Here is a 17,585-nt window from a genome sequence, read left to right as displayed (position 1 = left end):
AACATGCTTCACCAACAGACGGTTGCCGCAGTGGCTCCAGTCAACATCGAGCGAGTGGCGCAGGAGCGCAGCTTCAAGAGCCATGACGGCACCGAGATCTTCTATCGCTATTGGCCGGCGCTGTCGGAAAACCGCAAGGGCGCCATCCTGCTGTTCCACCGCGGCCACGAGCATGGCGGTCGCATGGCGCATCTGGTCGACGAGCTCCAGATGCCCGACCACGCCTTCTATGCCTGGGACGCGCGCGGCAATGGCCGCTCCGCCGGCGAGCGCGGCTATGCGCCGTCGTTTGCAGCACTTGTGCGCGACATCGATTGTTTCGTGGGCGCGATCGGCAGCGACGGTTTTGCCCGGCGCGACATCGCGCTGATCGCGCAATCCTTCGGCGCCGTGCTTGCCGCCGCCTGGGTGCATGATTATGCGCCCGACATTCGCGCCCTGGTGCTGGCCTCGCCGGCCTTCTCGGTCAAGCTCTACGTGCCCTTTGCCAAGCAAGGCATTGCATTGTGGCAGAAGCTGAAGGGCCGCTTCTTCGTCAATTCCTACGTCAAGGCGAAATTCCTGACACATGACCCCGAGCGCATCGCCTCCTTCGACGCCGACCCGCTGATCACCCGGCCGATCGCCTCCAACATCCTGGTCGAGCTCTACGACCATGCCGCGCGCATCGTCGCCGACGCCCGCGCCATCACCGTGCCGACACAGATTCTGATCTCGGGCAGCGACTGGGTGGTCCGGCATGGACCGCAGCACGAGTTTTTCGTCAATCTGGCGAGCCCAGCCAAGGAGCGGCATATTTTGCCCGGCTTCTTCCACGACACGCTGGGCGAGCGCGACCGCCACAAGGCACTCGACCTGATCAGGCCTTTCCTCGAAAAGCAATTCGCGGCGCCGGAAAAGCCGGTCGACCTGATCGAGGCCGATCGCGCCGGCTACACACGCGACGAGGCCGACCGGCTGGCCTCACCGCTGCCGCTGCTGTCGCCCAGGGGCCTCTACTGGGCAATGAGCCGCGCCTCGATCCGCATGGGCGCCTGGCTGTCGTCCGGCATGAAGACAGGGATTGCCACCGGCTTCGATTCCGGCTCGACGCTCGACTATGTCTACGAGAACGAGGCGCGCGGCATCAGCCCCATCGGTCGCATGATCGACCGCACCTTTCTCGACGCCATCGGCTGGCGCGGCATCCGCCAGCGCAAGCTGCATCTGGAAGAGCTGATCGGCAGCGCCGCCTCCTCGCTCAAGGCCGCCGGCCGGCCGGTCCATATCGTCGATATCGCAGCCGGCCATGGCCGCTACGTGCTCGATGCCGTGCAGAAATGCGCCGAGCCACCGGCAAGCGTTCGGCTGCAGGATTTCTCCGAGCTCAACGTCTCGCTCGGCCGCAAGCTGATCGCCGAGCGCAGGCTGCCGGCGACCGTTTCGTTCCATCAAGGTGACGCCTTCGACGCCACGATGCTGGTCGGGCTCGACCCGGCGCCGGATCTCGCCATCGTCTCAGGGCTCTACGAATTGTTTTCCGACAATGCCATGATCGGCCGCTCGCTCGGTGGACTGGCCAGCGCGATGCAGCCCGGAAGCCTGCTCGTCTACACCAACCAGCCCTGGCATCCGCAGCTCGAGATGATCGCGCGCAGCCTGACCTCGCATCGCGGCGGCCAGGCCTGGGTGATGCGCCGCCGCACGCAGGCCGAGATGGACCAGCTGGTGGCGGCCGCCGGCTTCGAGAAACTCGACCAGCGCATCGACCAGTGGGGCATCTTCACCGTTTCGGTCGCGCGGCGCGTCTGAGCATGAACTTGCCTGCCTCTGCCTTGCCTGGCAATGCCCCTGCCCTTCCGGCCTTGCCGCGCGAGCCGTATCCCGGGATAGTCCTGCGCGCCGCGCTGTGGCTGGCATTTCTGGCGCCGTTCTTCTACGCCACCTACGGCTTCGCCAATTGGTTGGCGTCGCGGCGCGACGACGTCGGCAGCATCGTCTTCGGCTGGGAGCGCGGCATCCCGTTCCTTGCCTGGACGATCGTGCCCTACTGGTCGATCAACCTGTTCTATGGCTTGTCGCTGCTGTTGAACAATTCGAAGAGCGGCGTCGACCGCCTCGCCGGCCGCTATCTGACGGCGCAGCTCGTCGCCGTCGTCTGCTTCATCCTGTTTCCGCTGACGGCGACCTTCGTGCGCCCGCAGACGAGCGGCCTGCCCGGTTTCATGTTCGCCGTGCTTGGCGGCTTCGACAAACCCTTCAATCAGGCGCCGTCACTGCACATCGCACTGCTGGTCATCATCTGGGACCATTGGCGTCACAGATTGACCGGCATCGCCGGCTTCGCCTGGCATGTCTGGTGTTTCCTGATCGGCGCCTCGGTGCTGACGACGTGGCAGCACCATTTCGTCGACATTCCAACCGGCGCGCTACTCGGCCTTTTCGCCCTGTGGCTGTTTCCGCGCGATGGCGAGCTGCCGTTCGCCGGCTTCCGCCTGAGCGCTGATCCGAACGCGCGGCGGCTGGCGCTGTTCTATGCGTTTGGCGCAAGCCTTGCGCTGGCCGGCGCCGCTGCCGGGGCATTGGTCTCGGCGGTGTGGCTCATCCTGTTGTGGCCGGCACTGGCGCTGGCCATAGTCGCTTTCGCCTATGCCGGCGCCGGCGCCAAGGTGTTCCAGAAAACAGCCGATGGCCGCGTGTCGCTGGCCAGCCGACTTCTGCTGTGGCCCTACCGGGTTGCCGCCAAGGCCAATGTCTGGGCATGGACGCGAAAGTTTCCGGCCCAGATCGTCATCGCCGACGGTGTTTGCCTTGGCCGTTTTCCGACCGCCGCCGAGGCTGACGCCTTCGGCACGGTGGTCGACCTTGCCGGCGAATTGGAAAGGCCGCGTGGCGCCTCGATCCGCTGGGTGAGCCTGCCCATGGTCGACCTTTTGCCGCCGTCTCACGAGGCGCGTGCGCAAGCGGTGGCGGCGATCGAGACGGCGCAGAGCCAGGGCACGGTGCTGGTCTGCTGTGCGCTCGGCTTCCAGCGCAGCGCCGCCGTCGTCGCCGAATGGCTGGTCGCCAGCGGCCGGGCCGCGACGCCGGATCAGGCGCGAGGCAAGCTCGCCGCCGCGGGCCGGCCGGTGCATCTTGGCGTGGATGCGACGACATGACCGCCTATCGTGACAAGGCCGAAGCGTTCGCCGCCGGGCTGATGGTGCAGGTGGCATGGCCGCTGCTGTTGATTGCTGCTGCCTTGCTGGCTGCGCCGGTCATCGGCCTGGCGGCTGCGTCGCTGTCCGCAGCGGCCTGGCTGATCGCCGCCGCGGGTGCCATAGCCACAATTATTCTGTCGGCCCTGCTTTTGTTCGACGCGCTGCTGTTCCGGCTGATGGCCAGCCACGCCAGCGAGGCAGGCGGCTGTGCGGCGATCGACGACGTGCTGGCGCGCATGCGGCTGAAACCCACGGCGGCCGGCGGCCGCTCGCTCGACCAGCGGATGGCCGGCACGCGCGGCCTGCTCGCCAGGCAGCGCATCGCCTTCAGTCTGTTCGCGGCCGCCTCGGTCGTCGCGGCATTCTTTTGAGCCCGTCCATGACAAAGCTTCGCGTCAACACCTATACCCTGCTGCAGACGGTGACCTCGGTCGGCCTGTCGGCGCTGGCCTGGGTGGTCACCGGCGTACGGCCGATCTGGAACGGCAGCCAGCCATCGGACCGGCAGCGCATCTACTTCGCCAACCATGCCAGCCACGGCGATTTCATCCTGCTGTCGGCCTGCCTCAGCGAGAAGGAACGCGCCCGTACCCATGCCGTGGCGGCCGCCGATTATTGGGGCAAGACGCGGCTGCGCCGTTTCATTGCCGAGGATATGCTGTCGTCCGTGCTGATCCACCGGCAGTGGACGGATGAAACGCAACACCCGATCTCGATCATGCTGTCGGTGCTCGACCAGGGCCATTCGCTGATCCTGTTTCCCGAAGGCACGCGCAACATGACCGACGAACCGCTGCTGCCGTTTCGCTCCGGCCTCTACAACCTGTCGATGGCGCGGCCCGATGTCGAGCTCATCCCGTGCTGGATCGAGAACATGTCGCGGGTGCTGCCTAAGGGGCAATTCGTGCCGGTGCCGCTGCTTTGCCGCGTCGTCTTCGGCGCGCCGATCGCCATTCAACCGGGTGAGGAACGCCGCGCCTTTCTTGACCGCGCCCGTGAAACGCTGCTGGCGCTGAACCCCCGGCCGCAGCGAGACGATTGAGGACCAAGGCAAATGCTGCCGATGATGCACGAAACCCTCATTCTGATTGTCGGCCTGCTGGCGGTACTGATCAGCGCCAGCGTCGTCGCGGGCGTCTTGTCATGGCGGGCGCCGAAGCCGTTGTCGCCGACGCTGGTCAACCTGACCCAGCGCATCAATGCCTGGTGGGTGATGGTGGTGGCGATCACCGTTGCCTTCTTCTTCGGCCGCCCCGGCATGACCATCCTGTTCGCGCTGATTTCCTTCGCCGCCCTGCGCGAATTCGTGACGCTGACGCACAGCCGGCGCAGCGACCACTGGGTGCTGCTCGGCATGTTCGGCATCGTCATCCCGTTCCAGTACTGGCTGGTATGGACCACCTGGTACGGCATGTTCACCATCTTCATCCCGGTCTACTGCTTCCTGCTGATGCCCGCGATCACCGCGCTGCACGGCGACACCGAGCGCTTTCTCGAGCGCATCTCGGCGCAGCAATGGGCGGTCATGATTTCGGTCTACTGCGTCAGCCACGTGCCGGCGCTGCTGACGCTCGAGGTGCCAGGCTTCGAAGGCCGCAACCTGTTGCTGATCGCTTTCCTGATCATCACCGTGCAAGGCAGCGACGTGCTGCAATATATCTTCGGCAAGCTGTTCGGCCGGCATCTCCTGGCGCCGACGGTCTCGCCGTCGAAGACCTGGGAGGGGCTGGTTGGCGGGCTGGCGGCGTCGAGCCTGCTCGGCGCGCTGCTGTCGTTCCTGACGCCGTTTTCGCCGCTGCAGGCAGCCGGCGTCGCCTTCATCGCCTGCCTGATGGGGTTCCTTGGCGGGCTTGTCGCCTCCGCCATCAAGCGCGATCAAGGCGTCAAGGACTGGGGCCATCTGATCGAAGGCCATGGCGGCATGATGGACCGCGCCGACAGCCTGGTCTTCGCTGCCCCGGTCTTCTTTCATACGGTGCGCTATTTCTGGACTGTGTGAGGGGTTCGCCCCTTTGCTGCGGCACTGTCCGGACGGTTAAGCCCGACCCTTGCGAAGACACCTGATCCGTCTCGTTATTGCCGTTTTCGCGAAAACGGTAATAGCCCCACCTGCCGCGGTCGTTGGCCGCGCTCATTTTGCCGCGGCGAGCGGCTCCTTCTTGCGCGCCGGCGCCAGGCGGCGCATGCGGCGTTTGGCGGTGGTCTTCAGCGCCACCGGCGGAGCGCTGGACAACGCACCGAGCACCGCGCCGACCATGCCGTGTGCGACGAAATCGGCGTTGATCTCATTGGCCAATCTGGCATCTGCCTCCTGGTTGTCGCTGTCGGATTCCGACCACAACACGATGCCCACTCGCAACCTTGGTTTGGCGCGCTTCAGCCGACGGACCAGGAACCGCCCGTGCTTGACGGAATCCCGGTTCAAAAATCCGGCGACGACGGTATCGACGGCGTCGAGCTCAAGGCGGCGAATGCTCCCCGGTTCCATCTCGGCGAAGCTCGCCCTCAACACGGTGGCGCCCTGGACTTCGAGCACCTGCGCCAGCATGGCGGCAGCCGCGTCGTCGAGTTCGCCGCGGCCTCCGGCGCACAGCACCGACATGCCCGTGCCATCCGGCAGTTCGGTGTCGTCCTCGCCCTGAACCTCCCCCTGAACGTGCTTGTCCTCGCGTGAGCCGTTGTCCTCGGCCGCGGTTGTGTCGTCCGCTTCCGCCTCCTCCTGCGCGCTGTCGTCGAGGTTCGCCACCATCGTCAGCGCGCTGCCCGCGACCTGCTGTCTTTGCTCATCGCTCAACACACCACGCACTCGGTCCTGCTCGCCGAGCAGAAGTGCGGGAATCGCGACCTCGTCGTAGAACTCGACCAGATATTTTTCCTCCAGCATCTCCTCGGCATGGTCCGTCGCTTCCTCGGGATCGCCGGCCAGCAGCCGCTGGTAAAGCCGGGCGTGCGGTTCGAGCACGGGTTCGTTGCCGAACAGAACGTCGAGGAATTCGAACTGCGGCACATGGCGGCCGAGCACGACGAGGCAGACCGTAAGCGGCGTCGACAGAACCAGGCCCAATGGCCCCCAGAGCCAGGTCCAGAAGATCGCCGCAACGATGATAGCCAATGGCGACAGCCCGGTGCGCGAGCCGTAGAGCCAGGGTTCGATCACGTTGCCGGTGATCAGTTCCACCACGACGAAAAGCCCGGCGGTCCATAGCACGAGCGACCAGCCGGGCGCCACGGCCAGCGCCAGGAACAGAGGCAACAGCGTCGCGATGACCGGGCCGATATAGGGGACGAAGCGCAGCGCCAGCGCCAGCAAACCCCACAGCAATGGATTGGGTATGCCCAGCACCCAAAGTCCGATTGCAATCGGGACGGCATAGACGATGTTCACGACCAATTGCATGAGCAGATAGCGGCCGACGCGCTTGCCGGCATCCTGCAGCGCCTCGGTGGTTCGATGCAGGTCGCCGTAGCCGACGAGGCGTATGAAGCGATCGCGCAGGTCCTCCCGCTCGAGCAGCATGAATATGACGACCACGACGATCAGTCCGGCCGATGCCAGCGGGCTCAGCAGCGGGCCGATCAGATTCTGGAGGACCTCGAGCGGTCGTTCGCGCGCGACGATTTCGACCGGGATCGGTTCCCGCGGAGGCTGATCGGCGGCGGGTTGTGCGGGCTCGGGTCTGTCGAGCTCCTGGCCGACGCGTTCGATCACCCGGCTCAATCTGGAAACGATGCCGCCGCCGACGCCGGTTTCCTTGAGCGACCGGACCTTGGTCAGGATATTCGCCTGGTAAAGCGGAATGTTCTGCGCCAGTTCACTGACCTGCGTGGCGACGATGAAGGAGAACAGTGCCAGCACCGTGAATGCGCCGAGCACGCTGGCGATTACGGCAGGAAGACGCGGAATGCCGGCTCGCTTGAGTACCGAAACCATGGGTACGAGCGCAAAGGTAAGCAGCAGCGCGATTGCGATCGGCAGAAAGACCTCGCGCCCGAAATAGAGCGCCGCGACGGCCGTCACGACCGACGCTACGCTGGGCAAGGATGTGCGCGGAAGCGCCCTGGCCGCGGAAACAATGCCCGCCCGCCGGGGCTCCGACAGGTGCGCGCCGTCTCGACGATTTGCCGCCACTTGATACCTCCGCCCCGCCGTCGCCATGATCGGGCATATTGAGCCGGCGTGCAACTCGTAGCGTCTCACCCAGCTGGACGCCGATTGCCCTGGTCGGCAGCGCCGCAAATTCAGTCATGGTAGAATTTTCTGCATTAATGGCGTCACGGGCAATCCTGTTCCATGCCTGCGCCAGAACGTGGAACTTTTGGGTCAAAACGCCGTTCCTTCGTAGATCGCTGATGGACAACCTCAAAGCAGCAGCTCAGGAGGAATGATCATGAACATCAAGATGCTTTGCATGGGCGCGATGGCGCTTTCGATGATGACCGGCGCAGCGCTTGCCGCCGGTGCCACTGGCACTTCGGCGCTCGACGATCCGCAGAAAATGACGCCCTTCTTCACCGACGCCGGCATGAAGAGCATGAAGTCGGAAGCCGAATTCAAGGCGGCATGGATGGCCATGTCCACAAGCGACCGGGCCATGATGTTGAAGGAATGCAGCGACGCAGGCATTGCCAAGACGCATGCCGACTTCTGCAAGATGGCCATGCAGCTCAACAAGTGACCGCCGGCTTTTTGCCGATTGCAATACGGACCAAGCGAAAGGGCGGGCAGCTCCACCATTGTGCGACCTTCCTGTCTGCACCGGCGGGCGCTCAGCTATTCGAACTCGTGCCGGAATACCCGCGTAATAAAAGCCGTCCGCATAGCATTGCCGGCCGGGCACGTTTGGCTGCCGGCACGCTTGACCCAGTGGGCTCGACCCCAGCACGCTTGACCTCGCCGGCAGCCGTGGGATAGGCCAACCACCTCCGCACCGGAGCTCCACGAAAGACCCGACATGACCGACGCGATAGTGCGAGACAGCAATGGCACGGCGCTGCACGAGGGCGACTCCGTGACCCTGATCAAGGATCTCAAGGTCAAAGGCACGTCGGAGACGATCAAGCGCGGCACGCTGGTCAAGAATATTCGCCTCACCGGCATCCCGGCGAGATCGAATGCAGCACCAAGCAGGTGAAGGGCCTGGTGCTGAAGACCGAGTTTTTGAAAAAGGCGTGATCGCCTCGGCACCTTGCCCTTCGCTTCCATATCAATCGCCCTCATGACTGAATCGCTCATGTGAGTGAATCGCCCCCGCGCGAGGAGCTGGAGGAGCTGCGCCCTCCCCCTATGTTGCACTGCGTTAGATTTGTTGCATTGCAATATCGGCGCATCGGGTCGAGCCTTTGCGAGGTGGGTATTCCTTGCATGAGGTGATTGTGTCGGCATCATTTCGGCCTGACATCGAAGGGCTGCGCGCACTGGCGGTGGCGGGTGTCATCGCCTTCCATTTTGGTCTCTCCGGCCTACCCGGCGGCTTTGCCGGCGTCGACATCTTCTTCGTCATCTCGGGCTATCTGATCACCCGCCACCTGGTTACGGAAATCACCGAGACCGGGCGGCTGAACCTCTGGCGTTTCTATGCCCGGCGCGCCCGGCGCCTGTTGCCGGCGGCACTGTTCGTCATCCTCGCCACGCTGTTCGCGGGTTACTTCATCCTGTCGCCGGAGGAACAGGCGCTCTATTCGAAAGGCGCCATGTTCGCCTCCGCCTACATGATCAACCTCTGGCTGATCCGCTGGTCGTTCGACTATTTCGCCGCCGACGCCACCAACAACCCGTTCATCCACTTCTGGTCGCTCTCGGTCGAGGAACAGTTCTATTTGGCATGGCCGGCGCTGCTGCTTGCCGCCGCATGGCTGCGCCCCGGCAAGCGCACTGCTATCATCGTCATCGGCGTCGCCGGCGCGGCCTCCTTCGCCGCCTGCGCCTGGCTGACGGAAGTGTCGCAGCCCTGGGCCTTCTATTTCTCGCCGCTCAGGGCCTGGGAATTCGCCGCCGGCGGCCTCGCGACCATGGCGCCGGCAAAGATCTGGCGCGACCGGCCATTACTGGCCACTCTCCAGGCATGCCTCGGTCTGGCACTGATCGCCTGGGCCTATCTGATGCTGGACGAAGATTCGCCGTTTCCCGGGGTGAATGCGCTGGCGCCTGTCGCCGGCACAGTGCTGCTGCTGCTCAGCGGCAGCGGCTGCCGCAATCTGCCGAGCGCCGTGCTGGCGCTGGCCCCCATGCAATGGTTGGGCCGGCTGTCCTATTCGCTCTATCTCTGGCACTGGCCGGTCATTGTCTATGCGGCGATGGTGGTTCCCAGCCTGTCCATCCTCGGCCGCTTTGCCTGCGCGGCACTGACGCTGGTTCTATCGATGTTCACCTATCATTTCATCGAGAACCCGATCCGCCGCAACGGCTGGCTGATGGCCGGAGCAGCGCGGGCGCTGGTGCCCGCCGTCGCGCTGACTGGCGCTGGCGTGGTCGCAGCCTATGGCAATGCGCGCTTTGCCGAGCACAATCTCAGCCCCGAACAGCACGTCATCGCCGACAGTGCCGCCCAACTCTCCACCGTGCGCGCGACCAATGGCGGCTGCGTGCTCGATTTCGAGACCGTCAAGCCAAAACCCTGCATGTTCGGCCGCAAGGATGCCCAGCGCTCGGTCGTGCTGTTCGGCGACTCGCATGCCGACCATTGGTCGACGCCGCTGATCAAGGCGGCCGAGAAGAACAATTTTCGCGTCGTCACCTTTCTCAAATCCTCCTGCCGGGCTTCGCGGGTGACGACCTGGAACTGGCGGCTGAAGCGCGACTACACCGAATGCGATCAATGGCGCGAGCAGTCGGTCAAGGACATCATCGCGCTCCACCCGCAACTGGTGGTGATCTCGGAATTCTCGATCGGCAATGTGATGAAGGAATCGCCCGAGGAGTTGAAGCACGCCGATTGGCAAGCGCAGTGGCGGACGGGTCTCGCCTGGACGCTTCAAGCCTTCAGCCAGGCCGGCATCAAGGTCGCGGTCATCAGGGACGTTCCCTACAATGCAAGCTACGCCGACAAATGCGTGGCGCGGGCGCTGTGGCGGGGCCAGACGCCCGCGACATGCGACACGCCGAGGATCATGGCGGCAAACGACGACATCGCCACCGTCGAGCGCGATATCGTGCGCTCGACACCGAACGCTGCTTACATCGACATGACCGACCGCTTTTGCGACCAGACCACCTGCCATGTCTTCATCGACGGCAAACTCGCCTTCCGCGACCGCCACCACCTGGCGACGCCCTTCGCCGAAACGCTGGAGCCGGCAGTGGAGCGGGCGCTGTTTTCGGATGTGATGGCGGCAGTAAAGTAACAGTTCCGGATCTTGTCGGATCCGACCCACCGGCCCCCGGCAAGCAACCATCCCGGGCGTCAGCTCGGGCGTCAGCTAAGGATAAGACCAGCCAGGAAGACCGTAAGGATCAGCGACAGCGGAACTGCAAGAAGGCAGCACAGCTCGAAAGTATTGGCTGGCCAAGAAGTCATTGGTCGCTTTTCCATGTTGGCCTTCTCCCTCAACGGCCAGACCGGGACGGCAGTTCCGTTTAGACGGTGCTCATCCCCACCACTCATCATGCAATTGGCGCAGTTCGTTCCGCTTCCTGGTCATCCATCGTGCACGCGCCAGATGTGTCGCCCACGCCCGGAAAGCCCTCTCCGGCTCCCGCTCCGGATCCATATGCAGAACGATGCGGGCGACCTCGCGCCAATCGGTTCCTTCCGCCGAAGCGTCGAGCAGCCGGATATAAGTAAGCATGCGATCTTCGTCATAACCGGTCAGTACCGAAGACGTCGGCGCTGCGTTCGCGATATGAAGGTTTGGCAGCTTTAGCATTGCGATCTACCCACTGGCACATCGTAGCAGCCTATGAAGAAGCCCGCGCCCTTTGATCGGAGGATGCGGATCGAGATTCGCCTCGACAGCCGACAAATGCGGGCCTCGGGCGGGGGTTCCCCGCCCAGCTGGGCTCACGCCTCACCCATGGCGATCGGGTCCGAGGCAATCTATGTATTTTAGTGGAACCTAATTTAGTCGACGCAATTATGCGTGCGTGAGAAAGCGTGAAATCCAGACCGTCACTGAAAGCCGGCTACCGCGGGATCAGTTGGCCGACGACCCGGTGATTGCCGTCGATTTGACCGAACGGATATTACAGGCGGCCGACAACGACAGGATCGTCTGCCTCGTCGTGGCAACGGAGCAGCTGGAAGCCGACCGCGTCGAGAAAGCGGAGCCCAAGGAGACCAGGATTGCCGCAAGCTTCGTCCGGGACTTTGAGGTGATGCTGCTTGTTCTTTATGCGGCCTACGCCCTCGCTGTGCTGGGTGCGACCGCCTTCGTTTTGCTGGAATTGGGCCATGTTCTTTAGGCAGACGTCGGCAAAAGACGGGACTGACGCGCGATTGCCGCTGTTTGATGAGAGGAGCGGCCACGCTGCGTCTGCGATCCAACTCCGCCGCAGCCAGCGGCATTTTCGCGCCGGCAGGCGCTAAACTTTGGGCTCGTCCGTTCGTTACATCTTGCCAATCTATGGAACGAGGCTGCCCCTCGCGGGTTTTTCTATTAGAGGGACGTTAAAGAAGGAGGTAGCTATGAAGAAGCTCCTGCTTGCCTCGGTGATCGCCATCGCCTCGGCGGCTTCCGTGATCGGCCCGGCGAATGCCGGCGGCAGCGTCACGATCGGTATCGGCAACGGCTATGACGACGACTATTACTATCGCCACCATCGGTATTCCGATTACGACGATGAGTACGTCCCCCGTTACCGCTATGATGTCTACAACGAGGACTACGCGCCGCGCTACCGGTACCGGTACCACCGGCGCTGTCACACCGAAGTCATCAGGCACTGGCGTCATCACCATCGGATTATCGAAAGAATCCGTGTCTGCCGTCGTTGACGGATCGATCCGGCCGGTAGTGCCGGCCGGATCGGCGGGTTACTCATCTCGGCTTGCGCATCAGCATCATGCCGTAGTGCACGGCCAATATGTCGAGCCCGATCTTGAGTAGTTTCACCACCACGTCGCGCGGCTCGCCAGCCTGTTCGGCCAGGCTTTTCACCGTTGCGTCGGCACAGCAGACCTTTTGCACGATGCCGGCGATCTCCCAATGGGCAAGCGCCCTGGTGGCCTCGGTATGGTCGCGGCCGGCGGACAGGATGTGTTCGGCGACGCCGCTGCCGGTGCGGCCGCCGTCGACGCGCTCGGCCCAGGCCATCGGCCTGGCGGTTGCCTCGGACGAGTCGCGAAAATCCTGGCGGTAGCGCATGCCCGCCTCGCGCTGCTGGCGCGACAGCGAGGTGAGGCCGCTCAGCGGGTCGACATTGCGCACCCGAACGATGCCGCCGGTCGCGGTGTGGCCGTCATTGGAGACCTCATAGAGGCGCGCTCCCTCCTGCGTCCCCTTGGCCAGCCGCTTGCGGCCGAACCGGTCGTCCTTCAGTGCGAAATCATGGCCGATCTCCTTGCGGATGCGCACCTGCTCGGCCTCGCCTTTCGGCAATCTCGGCGGCCTGGCTTTGATCTTCTGGACGGTTTTGTTGCTCATCGGTTCGGTCCTCCTGGTTTTCCGTCGTCGGGCTCTGGCGAACTTCCGTCATCCAGCGGGCTCAAATCGCTTCGGCCGGCAGCGTGCGCAGGAAGCGCGCCGCGTGATAAGCGCAGTAGCTTTTCGATGGCTTCGTGCGCAGTCCGCAGCACAGCATGTCCAAACCGGGGCGGCTGCCGGGCGAGTCGTTTTCCGCATCCTCCTGCAGCGTCGTGTCGAGCGGCGCGCGGCAGCGCTCGAACAGGCAATCGATGAAGCGCATGGCGGCGAAATGCGGCTGGCGGCCGCCGGCGGCGATCGGGCGCGGCGCCGGCATTTCGAGTGGCGCGCCATCGCTCCCGGTGATCCGAGCCGGACCCGGCTGCCAGGCCGGCGGCGCCAGCCTGGCCGACAGCCTGGCGGGGCGGCAGCGTGGCTCGGCCTTCGGAGCGGCCTCCGCTTGGCTTGCGGCATTTGATGGCTCAGGCGCCGAATTTCCGAGCCGGCCGCCCGAGCGTCCGCCGCACCGGCCCTTGGATCTGGCAAGGCCGATGGTGCGCAAACGGGCGGTGCGGTGGACGATGCCGATGATGGCCGCGCGTGAGACCGGGCTACGACGCTGCGCACCGAGCCGGGCAGCGATCTTCGCGGCCGACAATCCGCTCATCAGCCAGTTCTCGATTTGTTCCAGTTCCGAGGCGGAATAGCGGGCGGCCATGATGTTTTGTTCCCTGCAAAGGTGGTTGTGTGCGGCGCCGGCTTCGCCGGCCTCAGGCGTGAAAGCCGGTCAGCCTTCGCGTGGTCCGCTGCGATCGAGCTTCATCTCGGCCGCCTGCCTCGTTGCGCCGGACGCTGCCTTGCCCGTCCGCTTGTCGAAGGCGATGACCGTGCCGTCTTCGGTGCGGATGCAGGAAACCGCAGCATCCGGATTGCCGGCCGGCAGGTAATTCGTGGCCGGAGCCGTGAGGGGAACGGCTCCGGCCGTTCCGGCCGCTTGCGCTGCCGGATCCGAGGCGCGAGCCTCGGGCATCGCCCCGGCCGGGGAGGAGGACAGCCGCGACGAAGGGGAAAGGGTTGGCACATGCACGGCCTTGGCGATCGTTTGCGGTACCACCCCCAAGCGAGCGCTGCCGGCGCGCTGAACGGCGGATTCGATGACCGAAAGCTGGTGAAGCGACTTGTGCATGCCCACATAAGAGCATAACTCAAGTCATAATGCAAGTGATTCTTGCATAGACGAAACCGAATCTTATGTCTCAGATGGAGCCATGGCGAAAACTGCACTGTCGATCAAGGTCGGAGCGGCGATCCGCCGGGCGCGCAAGCAGCGCGGCCTGGTGATGCGCCACATTGCCGAGCACAACGACACCGATGTCGCTGCCGTCGGCAATTGGGAGACCGGGCGCAACCTGCCCAAGACCGAGAACCTTTTGAAGACCGCCGCTTTCCTGCGCGTCGACCCGGTGGCACTCGGCAAGGGCGAGGTCGTTTTCCTCGAAGATGCCGGACCGGTCGCCGATGCCGAGATCGTCACCGATCCCGGCCCCCTGCCCGCCGGGCCGATGGACATCCAGCTTCTCGGCACCGCCGTCGGCGGCGACGATGGCGACTTCACCTTCAATGGCCAGCCGGCCGGCTATGTCCAGCGGCCGCCGGGGATCCGGCATCTGCGCAATGTGTTTGCGCTGCACGTGCTGAGCGATTCGATGGTGCCGCGCTACGAGCCCGGCGAGATGATCTATTGCGGCGGCCGCGACGCCGTGCCCGGCGACCATGTGGTGATCGAGACGCTGCCCGAGGAGAACGAGCAAAACGGCAAGGCCTTCATCAAGAAGCTGGTCAAGCGCACCGCCGCTGAGCTGATCGTCGAACAGTACAACCCGCCGAAGACGCTGACCTTCAACCGCTACGCCATCAAGAACGTCTTCCGCGTCATCCCGCTCAAGGAATTGCTAGGGTATTGAGGGGGCTTTCCCTTCTCCCCTTGTGGGAGAAGGTGGATCGGCGCACAGCGCCGAGCCGGATGAGGGGTGCTCGAAGAAACTCGGCGTCAAAAATACGGAACGATTTTTAGAGCCTTACGTCTTCATAGCAGCGATCCGTCCAACACCCCTCATCCGACCGAGCTTCGCTCGGCCACCTTCTCCCACAAGGGGAGAAGGGAAGAGCAGCACGCCCTCCCCTCAAGCCCGCCTCGACTGCTCCAGCTCTCGGCCGTTGAGCATCCGCGCCTCGGCGCGGGTCCGTTGCCGGTCGTCGATGAAGGCGGCCTGGATCGAAACGGCGGCGCCCGGCAGGCCGTCCGCCCTGCAGGCCTTGCAGATCAGGCGCCCTGAAAGTGCGGCCAGCGGTGTCTCCGGCATCACCCCATGCCGCTTGAGCTCAGCCGGCTTCCACCACCTGTTTCGGCCGCAATCGATGCACTCGACGGCAATCGACACAACATCGGCGATCGTCGCTTCCTTGCCTACCAATGCCATGGCCATCCCCATCATTGTTCCTGCTTTGTTCACATATAATTATCGGTTTTCAGAGCGGAGTCGAGTCGGTTCCGCTACATCACCGTGAAAGTTTCACTTGTTCAATTATTTGAGTTATGCTTATATCTGGTGCGGGACTGGAATCCGCGCGAGCCACAGAACCGCAGCCGGCCGGACGACGATGGACCAGTTCGCCCATGCCTGCGGCTATAGCGGCGACAGCCCGGCCATGCTTGCCGCTTTCGCGGCCATCCGCCAGGACGGCATCCGCAAGGCACGCCAGGGTCATCGCCAGCGCAAGGCGGCGATTGACCAGATGAAGCCGAGCCGCGCTCTGTTCCTGGTGGCGATCCGCCCGGCGCAGTCAGCCGAGGAGGCACTCGAGGACGCCGCACGCTTCCTGGCGATGTTCCACAACATGCCGCGCTGGCGGCAGGAAAGGCGCGCCGCCGACCTCGCCCGCGCCAGGCAGCAGCGCCTCTTCGCCCGGTTCTTCCGCCTCTACGGCCATCGTCTCTGGGCGCTCGAGACCGCCTGAAGGCGCCCCCCTTGCAAGTCAAAACGGATATTGCGATCGCCGACGTCGCGCCGTATGTCTCCGCGCGATGAGCGAGATCGAATTCCGTCGTGCCCAGGCGCCCGACCTGCCGGCGATCGTTGCAATGCTTGCCGACGATGTGCTCGGCGCAGACCGGGAAGACCCGTCCACGCCGCTTGCGCCATCCTATCTCGATGCCTTCAGCGCAATCGATGCCGATCCCAACCAGTTGCTGGCCGTGGCCGTCGAGGCCGGGCAAGTGGTCGGAACGCTGCAGCTCAGCTTCCTTCCAGGCATTTCGAGGAAAGGCGCATGGCGCGGCCAGATCGAAGGCGTTCGCGTCGCCCGGCAATGGCGCTCTCGCGGCGTCGGCAAGCTGATGATCGAATGGGCGATTGAAGTGTGCCGTTCGCGCAATTGCAGCTTCGTCCAACTCACCACGGACAAAGGTCGACTGGAGGCGCACGCTTTCTACGAACGCCTCAGTTTCACCGCCAGTCATCTCGGCTACAAGATGGGGTTGTAGGTCGGTTTTCCGCCTTTTGCGGGCTGTCCGTTTTCGATACGTTGCCGCCATTTCCCGAAACTTGTACGAGAATCCGGCGGACTGGGAGGCTGACAGTCCTTAGCGTACCACTGGCGGGTGTAAATGCTTGACGTGCTGCACGAGATTTGGGGAGAACTTTACTGGAATCCGCTCGATTGGCTTCCGTGGATTGGTGTGCAGATCCTGTTTGCCGCGATCGTCGGTGCGGTCCTGCAATGGTGGTTCAAGATAGGCATTGTAGCCTTTTTGTTCATTATCGTCCTCTCGCTGTCCGTTAATTTCGGCCGGCTTCCGGCGCCGGCCCTTACGGGGGCTGATCTGGCTCGGATGAATGCAGGGCTGCCGCAGACAACGGACAGCGTAACGATGGAGAACGTATCGTTCTCTCACCGCTTTCTCACTTACCACCTGTCCTCGACGCAACCGCTGGACGAAATCTTCTTCAAAGGCCTTCGGGAATCGGGCGCTTATACGGAGCAGTGCAAGACGCTGGGCAAATGGCTCGCCAGCCGCCGGATCAAGCGTATCGAGTACGTTTTCACATGGCCGGGTGGGGCGGAGACAATATCCATCGTCGATGCAGATTGCCGAACCGCAGTATAGCATTGCAGGCGTTAGGCCCGGCACCGAAACACATAGGCTGCGTGATGCGCAGGCTCAGCGAGCAAGAGTTCACAGCCGAGCATTGACAAGCCGGCCTTTCGCCCTGCTCCATCCGCCCATGATTTACGACCGAACCTGGCTTGAAAAAACCTTTCGCGCAAAGGCCCGGCAGAAATTCCTGTTCTTCTGGGGCCATCAGCCGTCCAAGGACGGCCGCATGACCACGTCGTGCTTCAGCCAGTGGTGGCATGCGCCCTTTACCGTCGAGGGCCTGAGCTATCCGACTGCCGAACACTGGATGATGGCCGAGAAGGCACGCCTGTTCGGTGATGCTCAGACGGTAACCCAAATCCTCAGGGCGACGGGCCCCAAGCAGGCAAAGCAGCTTGGCCGGCAGGTGAGCGGCTTCGATGGCACCAAATGGGATGCCGACAAATATCGCATCGTGACTGAGGGAAGCTTTCAGAAGTTCCGTCAGAACGCGGCGCTGCGCGAATATCTGCTGTCGACCCATGACCAGGTGCTGGTCGAGGCGAGCCCTGTCGACCGGGTGTGGGGTATCGGTCTTGCGGCGGATGACGAGAGGGCGGTGAACCCGCTGCTGTGGCGCGGCGAGAACCTGTTGGGATTCGCGCTGATGCAGGCCCGCGATCGGCTGCGCGGCTGAACTTTGCCGACCG

At 63.8% G+C, this 17,585-nt stretch carries 20 protein-coding genes and 1 pseudogene; 15 read left to right on the top strand and 6 right to left on the bottom strand.

Annotated features, from left to right (window positions below; all coding sequences use genetic code 11):
- The first annotated feature begins 3 nt into the window (after positions 1-3).
- From NKI19_RS05600 to NKI19_RS05580, 5 genes are read left to right on the top strand one after another with little or no spacing between them, the layout of a single operon-like run.
- Entirely contained in the window at positions 4-1,791 is a 1,788-nt protein-coding gene (locus tag NKI19_RS05600; protein ID WP_352490073.1) for a bifunctional alpha/beta hydrolase/class I SAM-dependent methyltransferase, read from the top strand.
- A 2-nt stretch (positions 1,792-1,793) separates the two neighbouring features.
- A complete protein-coding gene (locus NKI19_RS05595; RefSeq protein ID WP_352490071.1) occupies positions 1,794-3,137 on the top strand; it encodes a phosphatase PAP2/dual specificity phosphatase family protein in 1,344 nt (447 codons plus the stop codon).
- Positions 3,134-3,550, top strand: a complete 417-nt coding sequence (locus NKI19_RS05590; protein ID WP_352490069.1) for a hypothetical protein — start codon at positions 3,134-3,136, stop codon at positions 3,548-3,550. Before NKI19_RS05595 ends, NKI19_RS05590 begins: the two co-directional genes overlap by 4 nt.
- 8 nt (positions 3,551-3,558) lie before the next feature.
- Positions 3,559-4,221, top strand: coding sequence for a lysophospholipid acyltransferase family protein (locus tag NKI19_RS05585; RefSeq protein WP_352564206.1), 663 nt, complete (start codon positions 3,559-3,561; stop codon positions 4,219-4,221).
- Positions 4,222-4,242: 21 nt separating this feature from the next.
- Positions 4,243-5,178: a phosphatidate cytidylyltransferase gene (locus NKI19_RS05580; RefSeq protein WP_352490113.1), complete on the top strand. Its 936-nt coding sequence runs from the start codon at positions 4,243-4,245 to the stop codon at positions 5,176-5,178.
- Between the two features lie 132 nt (positions 5,179-5,310).
- On the opposite strand, the gene NKI19_RS05575 is transcribed toward NKI19_RS05580, so the two are convergent.
- Entirely contained in the window at positions 5,311-7,335 is a 2,025-nt protein-coding gene (locus NKI19_RS05575; protein WP_352709854.1) for an AI-2E family transporter, read from the bottom strand.
- A 232-nt stretch (positions 7,336-7,567) separates the two neighbouring features.
- Between NKI19_RS05575 and NKI19_RS05570 the strand changes: the two genes are divergently transcribed.
- The 3 genes and pseudogenes from NKI19_RS05570 to NKI19_RS05560 all read left to right on the top strand — a co-directional run bounded on the left by NKI19_RS05570 (position 7,568) and on the right by NKI19_RS05560 (position 10,520).
- Positions 7,568-7,855, top strand: a complete 288-nt coding sequence (locus tag NKI19_RS05570) for a hypothetical protein (RefSeq protein ID WP_352490065.1) — start codon at positions 7,568-7,570, stop codon at positions 7,853-7,855.
- 276 nt (positions 7,856-8,131) lie between these two features.
- A pseudogene (locus NKI19_RS05565) lies at positions 8,132-8,352 on the top strand (alkylphosphonate utilization protein).
- 200 nt (positions 8,353-8,552) lie between these two features.
- Positions 8,553-10,520, top strand: coding sequence for an acyltransferase family protein (locus NKI19_RS05560; RefSeq protein WP_352564204.1), 1,968 nt, complete (start codon positions 8,553-8,555; stop codon positions 10,518-10,520).
- 243 nt (positions 10,521-10,763) lie between these two features.
- Here NKI19_RS05560 and NKI19_RS05555 read toward each other — a convergent pair whose 3' ends face one another.
- Positions 10,764-11,042, bottom strand: a complete 279-nt coding sequence (locus NKI19_RS05555; RefSeq protein WP_352490061.1) for a DUF2285 domain-containing protein — start codon at positions 11,040-11,042, stop codon at positions 10,764-10,766.
- 271 nt (positions 11,043-11,313) lie between these two features.
- Here NKI19_RS05555 and NKI19_RS05550 point away from each other — a divergent pair, with 271 nt between their 5' ends.
- Entirely contained in the window at positions 11,314-11,577 is a 264-nt protein-coding gene (locus NKI19_RS05550) for a hypothetical protein (protein ID WP_352490059.1), read from the top strand.
- A gap of 223 nt (positions 11,578-11,800) precedes the next feature.
- Positions 11,801-12,109: a hypothetical protein gene (locus NKI19_RS05545; RefSeq protein ID WP_292664589.1), complete on the top strand. Its 309-nt coding sequence runs from the start codon at positions 11,801-11,803 to the stop codon at positions 12,107-12,109.
- A 43-nt stretch (positions 12,110-12,152) separates the two neighbouring features.
- On the opposite strand, the gene NKI19_RS05540 is transcribed toward NKI19_RS05545, so the two are convergent.
- From NKI19_RS05540 to NKI19_RS05530, 3 genes are all read right to left on the bottom strand, one after another.
- The gene (locus NKI19_RS05540; protein ID WP_352564202.1) at positions 12,153-12,758 is read right to left on the bottom strand and encodes a DUF6456 domain-containing protein; all 606 of its coding nucleotides are present in this window, start codon (positions 12,756-12,758) and stop codon (positions 12,153-12,155) included.
- Between the two features lie 61 nt (positions 12,759-12,819).
- A complete protein-coding gene (locus NKI19_RS05535) occupies positions 12,820-13,455 on the bottom strand; it encodes a GcrA cell cycle regulator (protein ID WP_352490056.1) in 636 nt (211 codons plus the stop codon).
- A 69-nt stretch (positions 13,456-13,524) separates the two neighbouring features.
- Positions 13,525-13,923, bottom strand: coding sequence for a hypothetical protein (locus NKI19_RS05530; protein ID WP_352490054.1), 399 nt, complete (start codon positions 13,921-13,923; stop codon positions 13,525-13,527).
- Between the two features lie 82 nt (positions 13,924-14,005).
- Between NKI19_RS05530 and NKI19_RS05525 the strand changes: the two genes are divergently transcribed.
- On the top strand, positions 14,006-14,701 hold the full coding sequence (locus NKI19_RS05525) for an XRE family transcriptional regulator (RefSeq protein WP_292663302.1): 696 nt from the start codon (positions 14,006-14,008) through the stop codon (positions 14,699-14,701).
- A gap of 219 nt (positions 14,702-14,920) precedes the next feature.
- On the opposite strand, the gene NKI19_RS05520 is transcribed toward NKI19_RS05525, so the two are convergent.
- Positions 14,921-15,217 (bottom strand): hypothetical protein, encoded by a 297-nt coding sequence (locus NKI19_RS05520; RefSeq protein WP_352490052.1) that lies wholly within the window; start codon positions 15,215-15,217, stop codon positions 14,921-14,923.
- A 181-nt stretch (positions 15,218-15,398) separates the two neighbouring features.
- On the opposite strand from NKI19_RS05520, the gene NKI19_RS05515 reads away from it, so the two are divergent.
- The 4 genes from NKI19_RS05515 to ybiA all read left to right on the top strand — a co-directional run bounded on the left by NKI19_RS05515 (position 15,399) and on the right by ybiA (position 17,572).
- A complete protein-coding gene (locus NKI19_RS05515; RefSeq protein ID WP_352490051.1) occupies positions 15,399-15,755 on the top strand; it encodes a hypothetical protein in 357 nt (118 codons plus the stop codon).
- A gap of 67 nt (positions 15,756-15,822) precedes the next feature.
- On the top strand, positions 15,823-16,281 hold the full coding sequence (locus tag NKI19_RS05510; protein WP_352490049.1) for a GNAT family N-acetyltransferase: 459 nt from the start codon (positions 15,823-15,825) through the stop codon (positions 16,279-16,281).
- 123 nt (positions 16,282-16,404) lie between these two features.
- On the top strand, positions 16,405-16,905 hold the full coding sequence (locus tag NKI19_RS05505; protein WP_352490047.1) for a hypothetical protein: 501 nt from the start codon (positions 16,405-16,407) through the stop codon (positions 16,903-16,905).
- A complete protein-coding gene (gene ybiA / locus NKI19_RS05500) occupies positions 16,880-17,572 on the top strand; it encodes a riboflavin biosynthesis intermediates N-glycosidase (protein WP_352564200.1) in 693 nt (230 codons plus the stop codon). The genes NKI19_RS05505 and ybiA overlap by 26 nt, the downstream gene beginning before the upstream one ends.
- Positions 17,573-17,585 lie beyond the last annotated feature (13 nt).

The sequence above is a fragment of the Mesorhizobium sp. M0751 genome (genome assembly GCF_040320265.1).
Lineage (GTDB): Bacteria > Pseudomonadota > Alphaproteobacteria > Rhizobiales > Rhizobiaceae > Mesorhizobium.
Note: the sequence above shows the minus strand (reverse complement) of the source record. Positions and strands in the feature narration are given on the sequence as shown.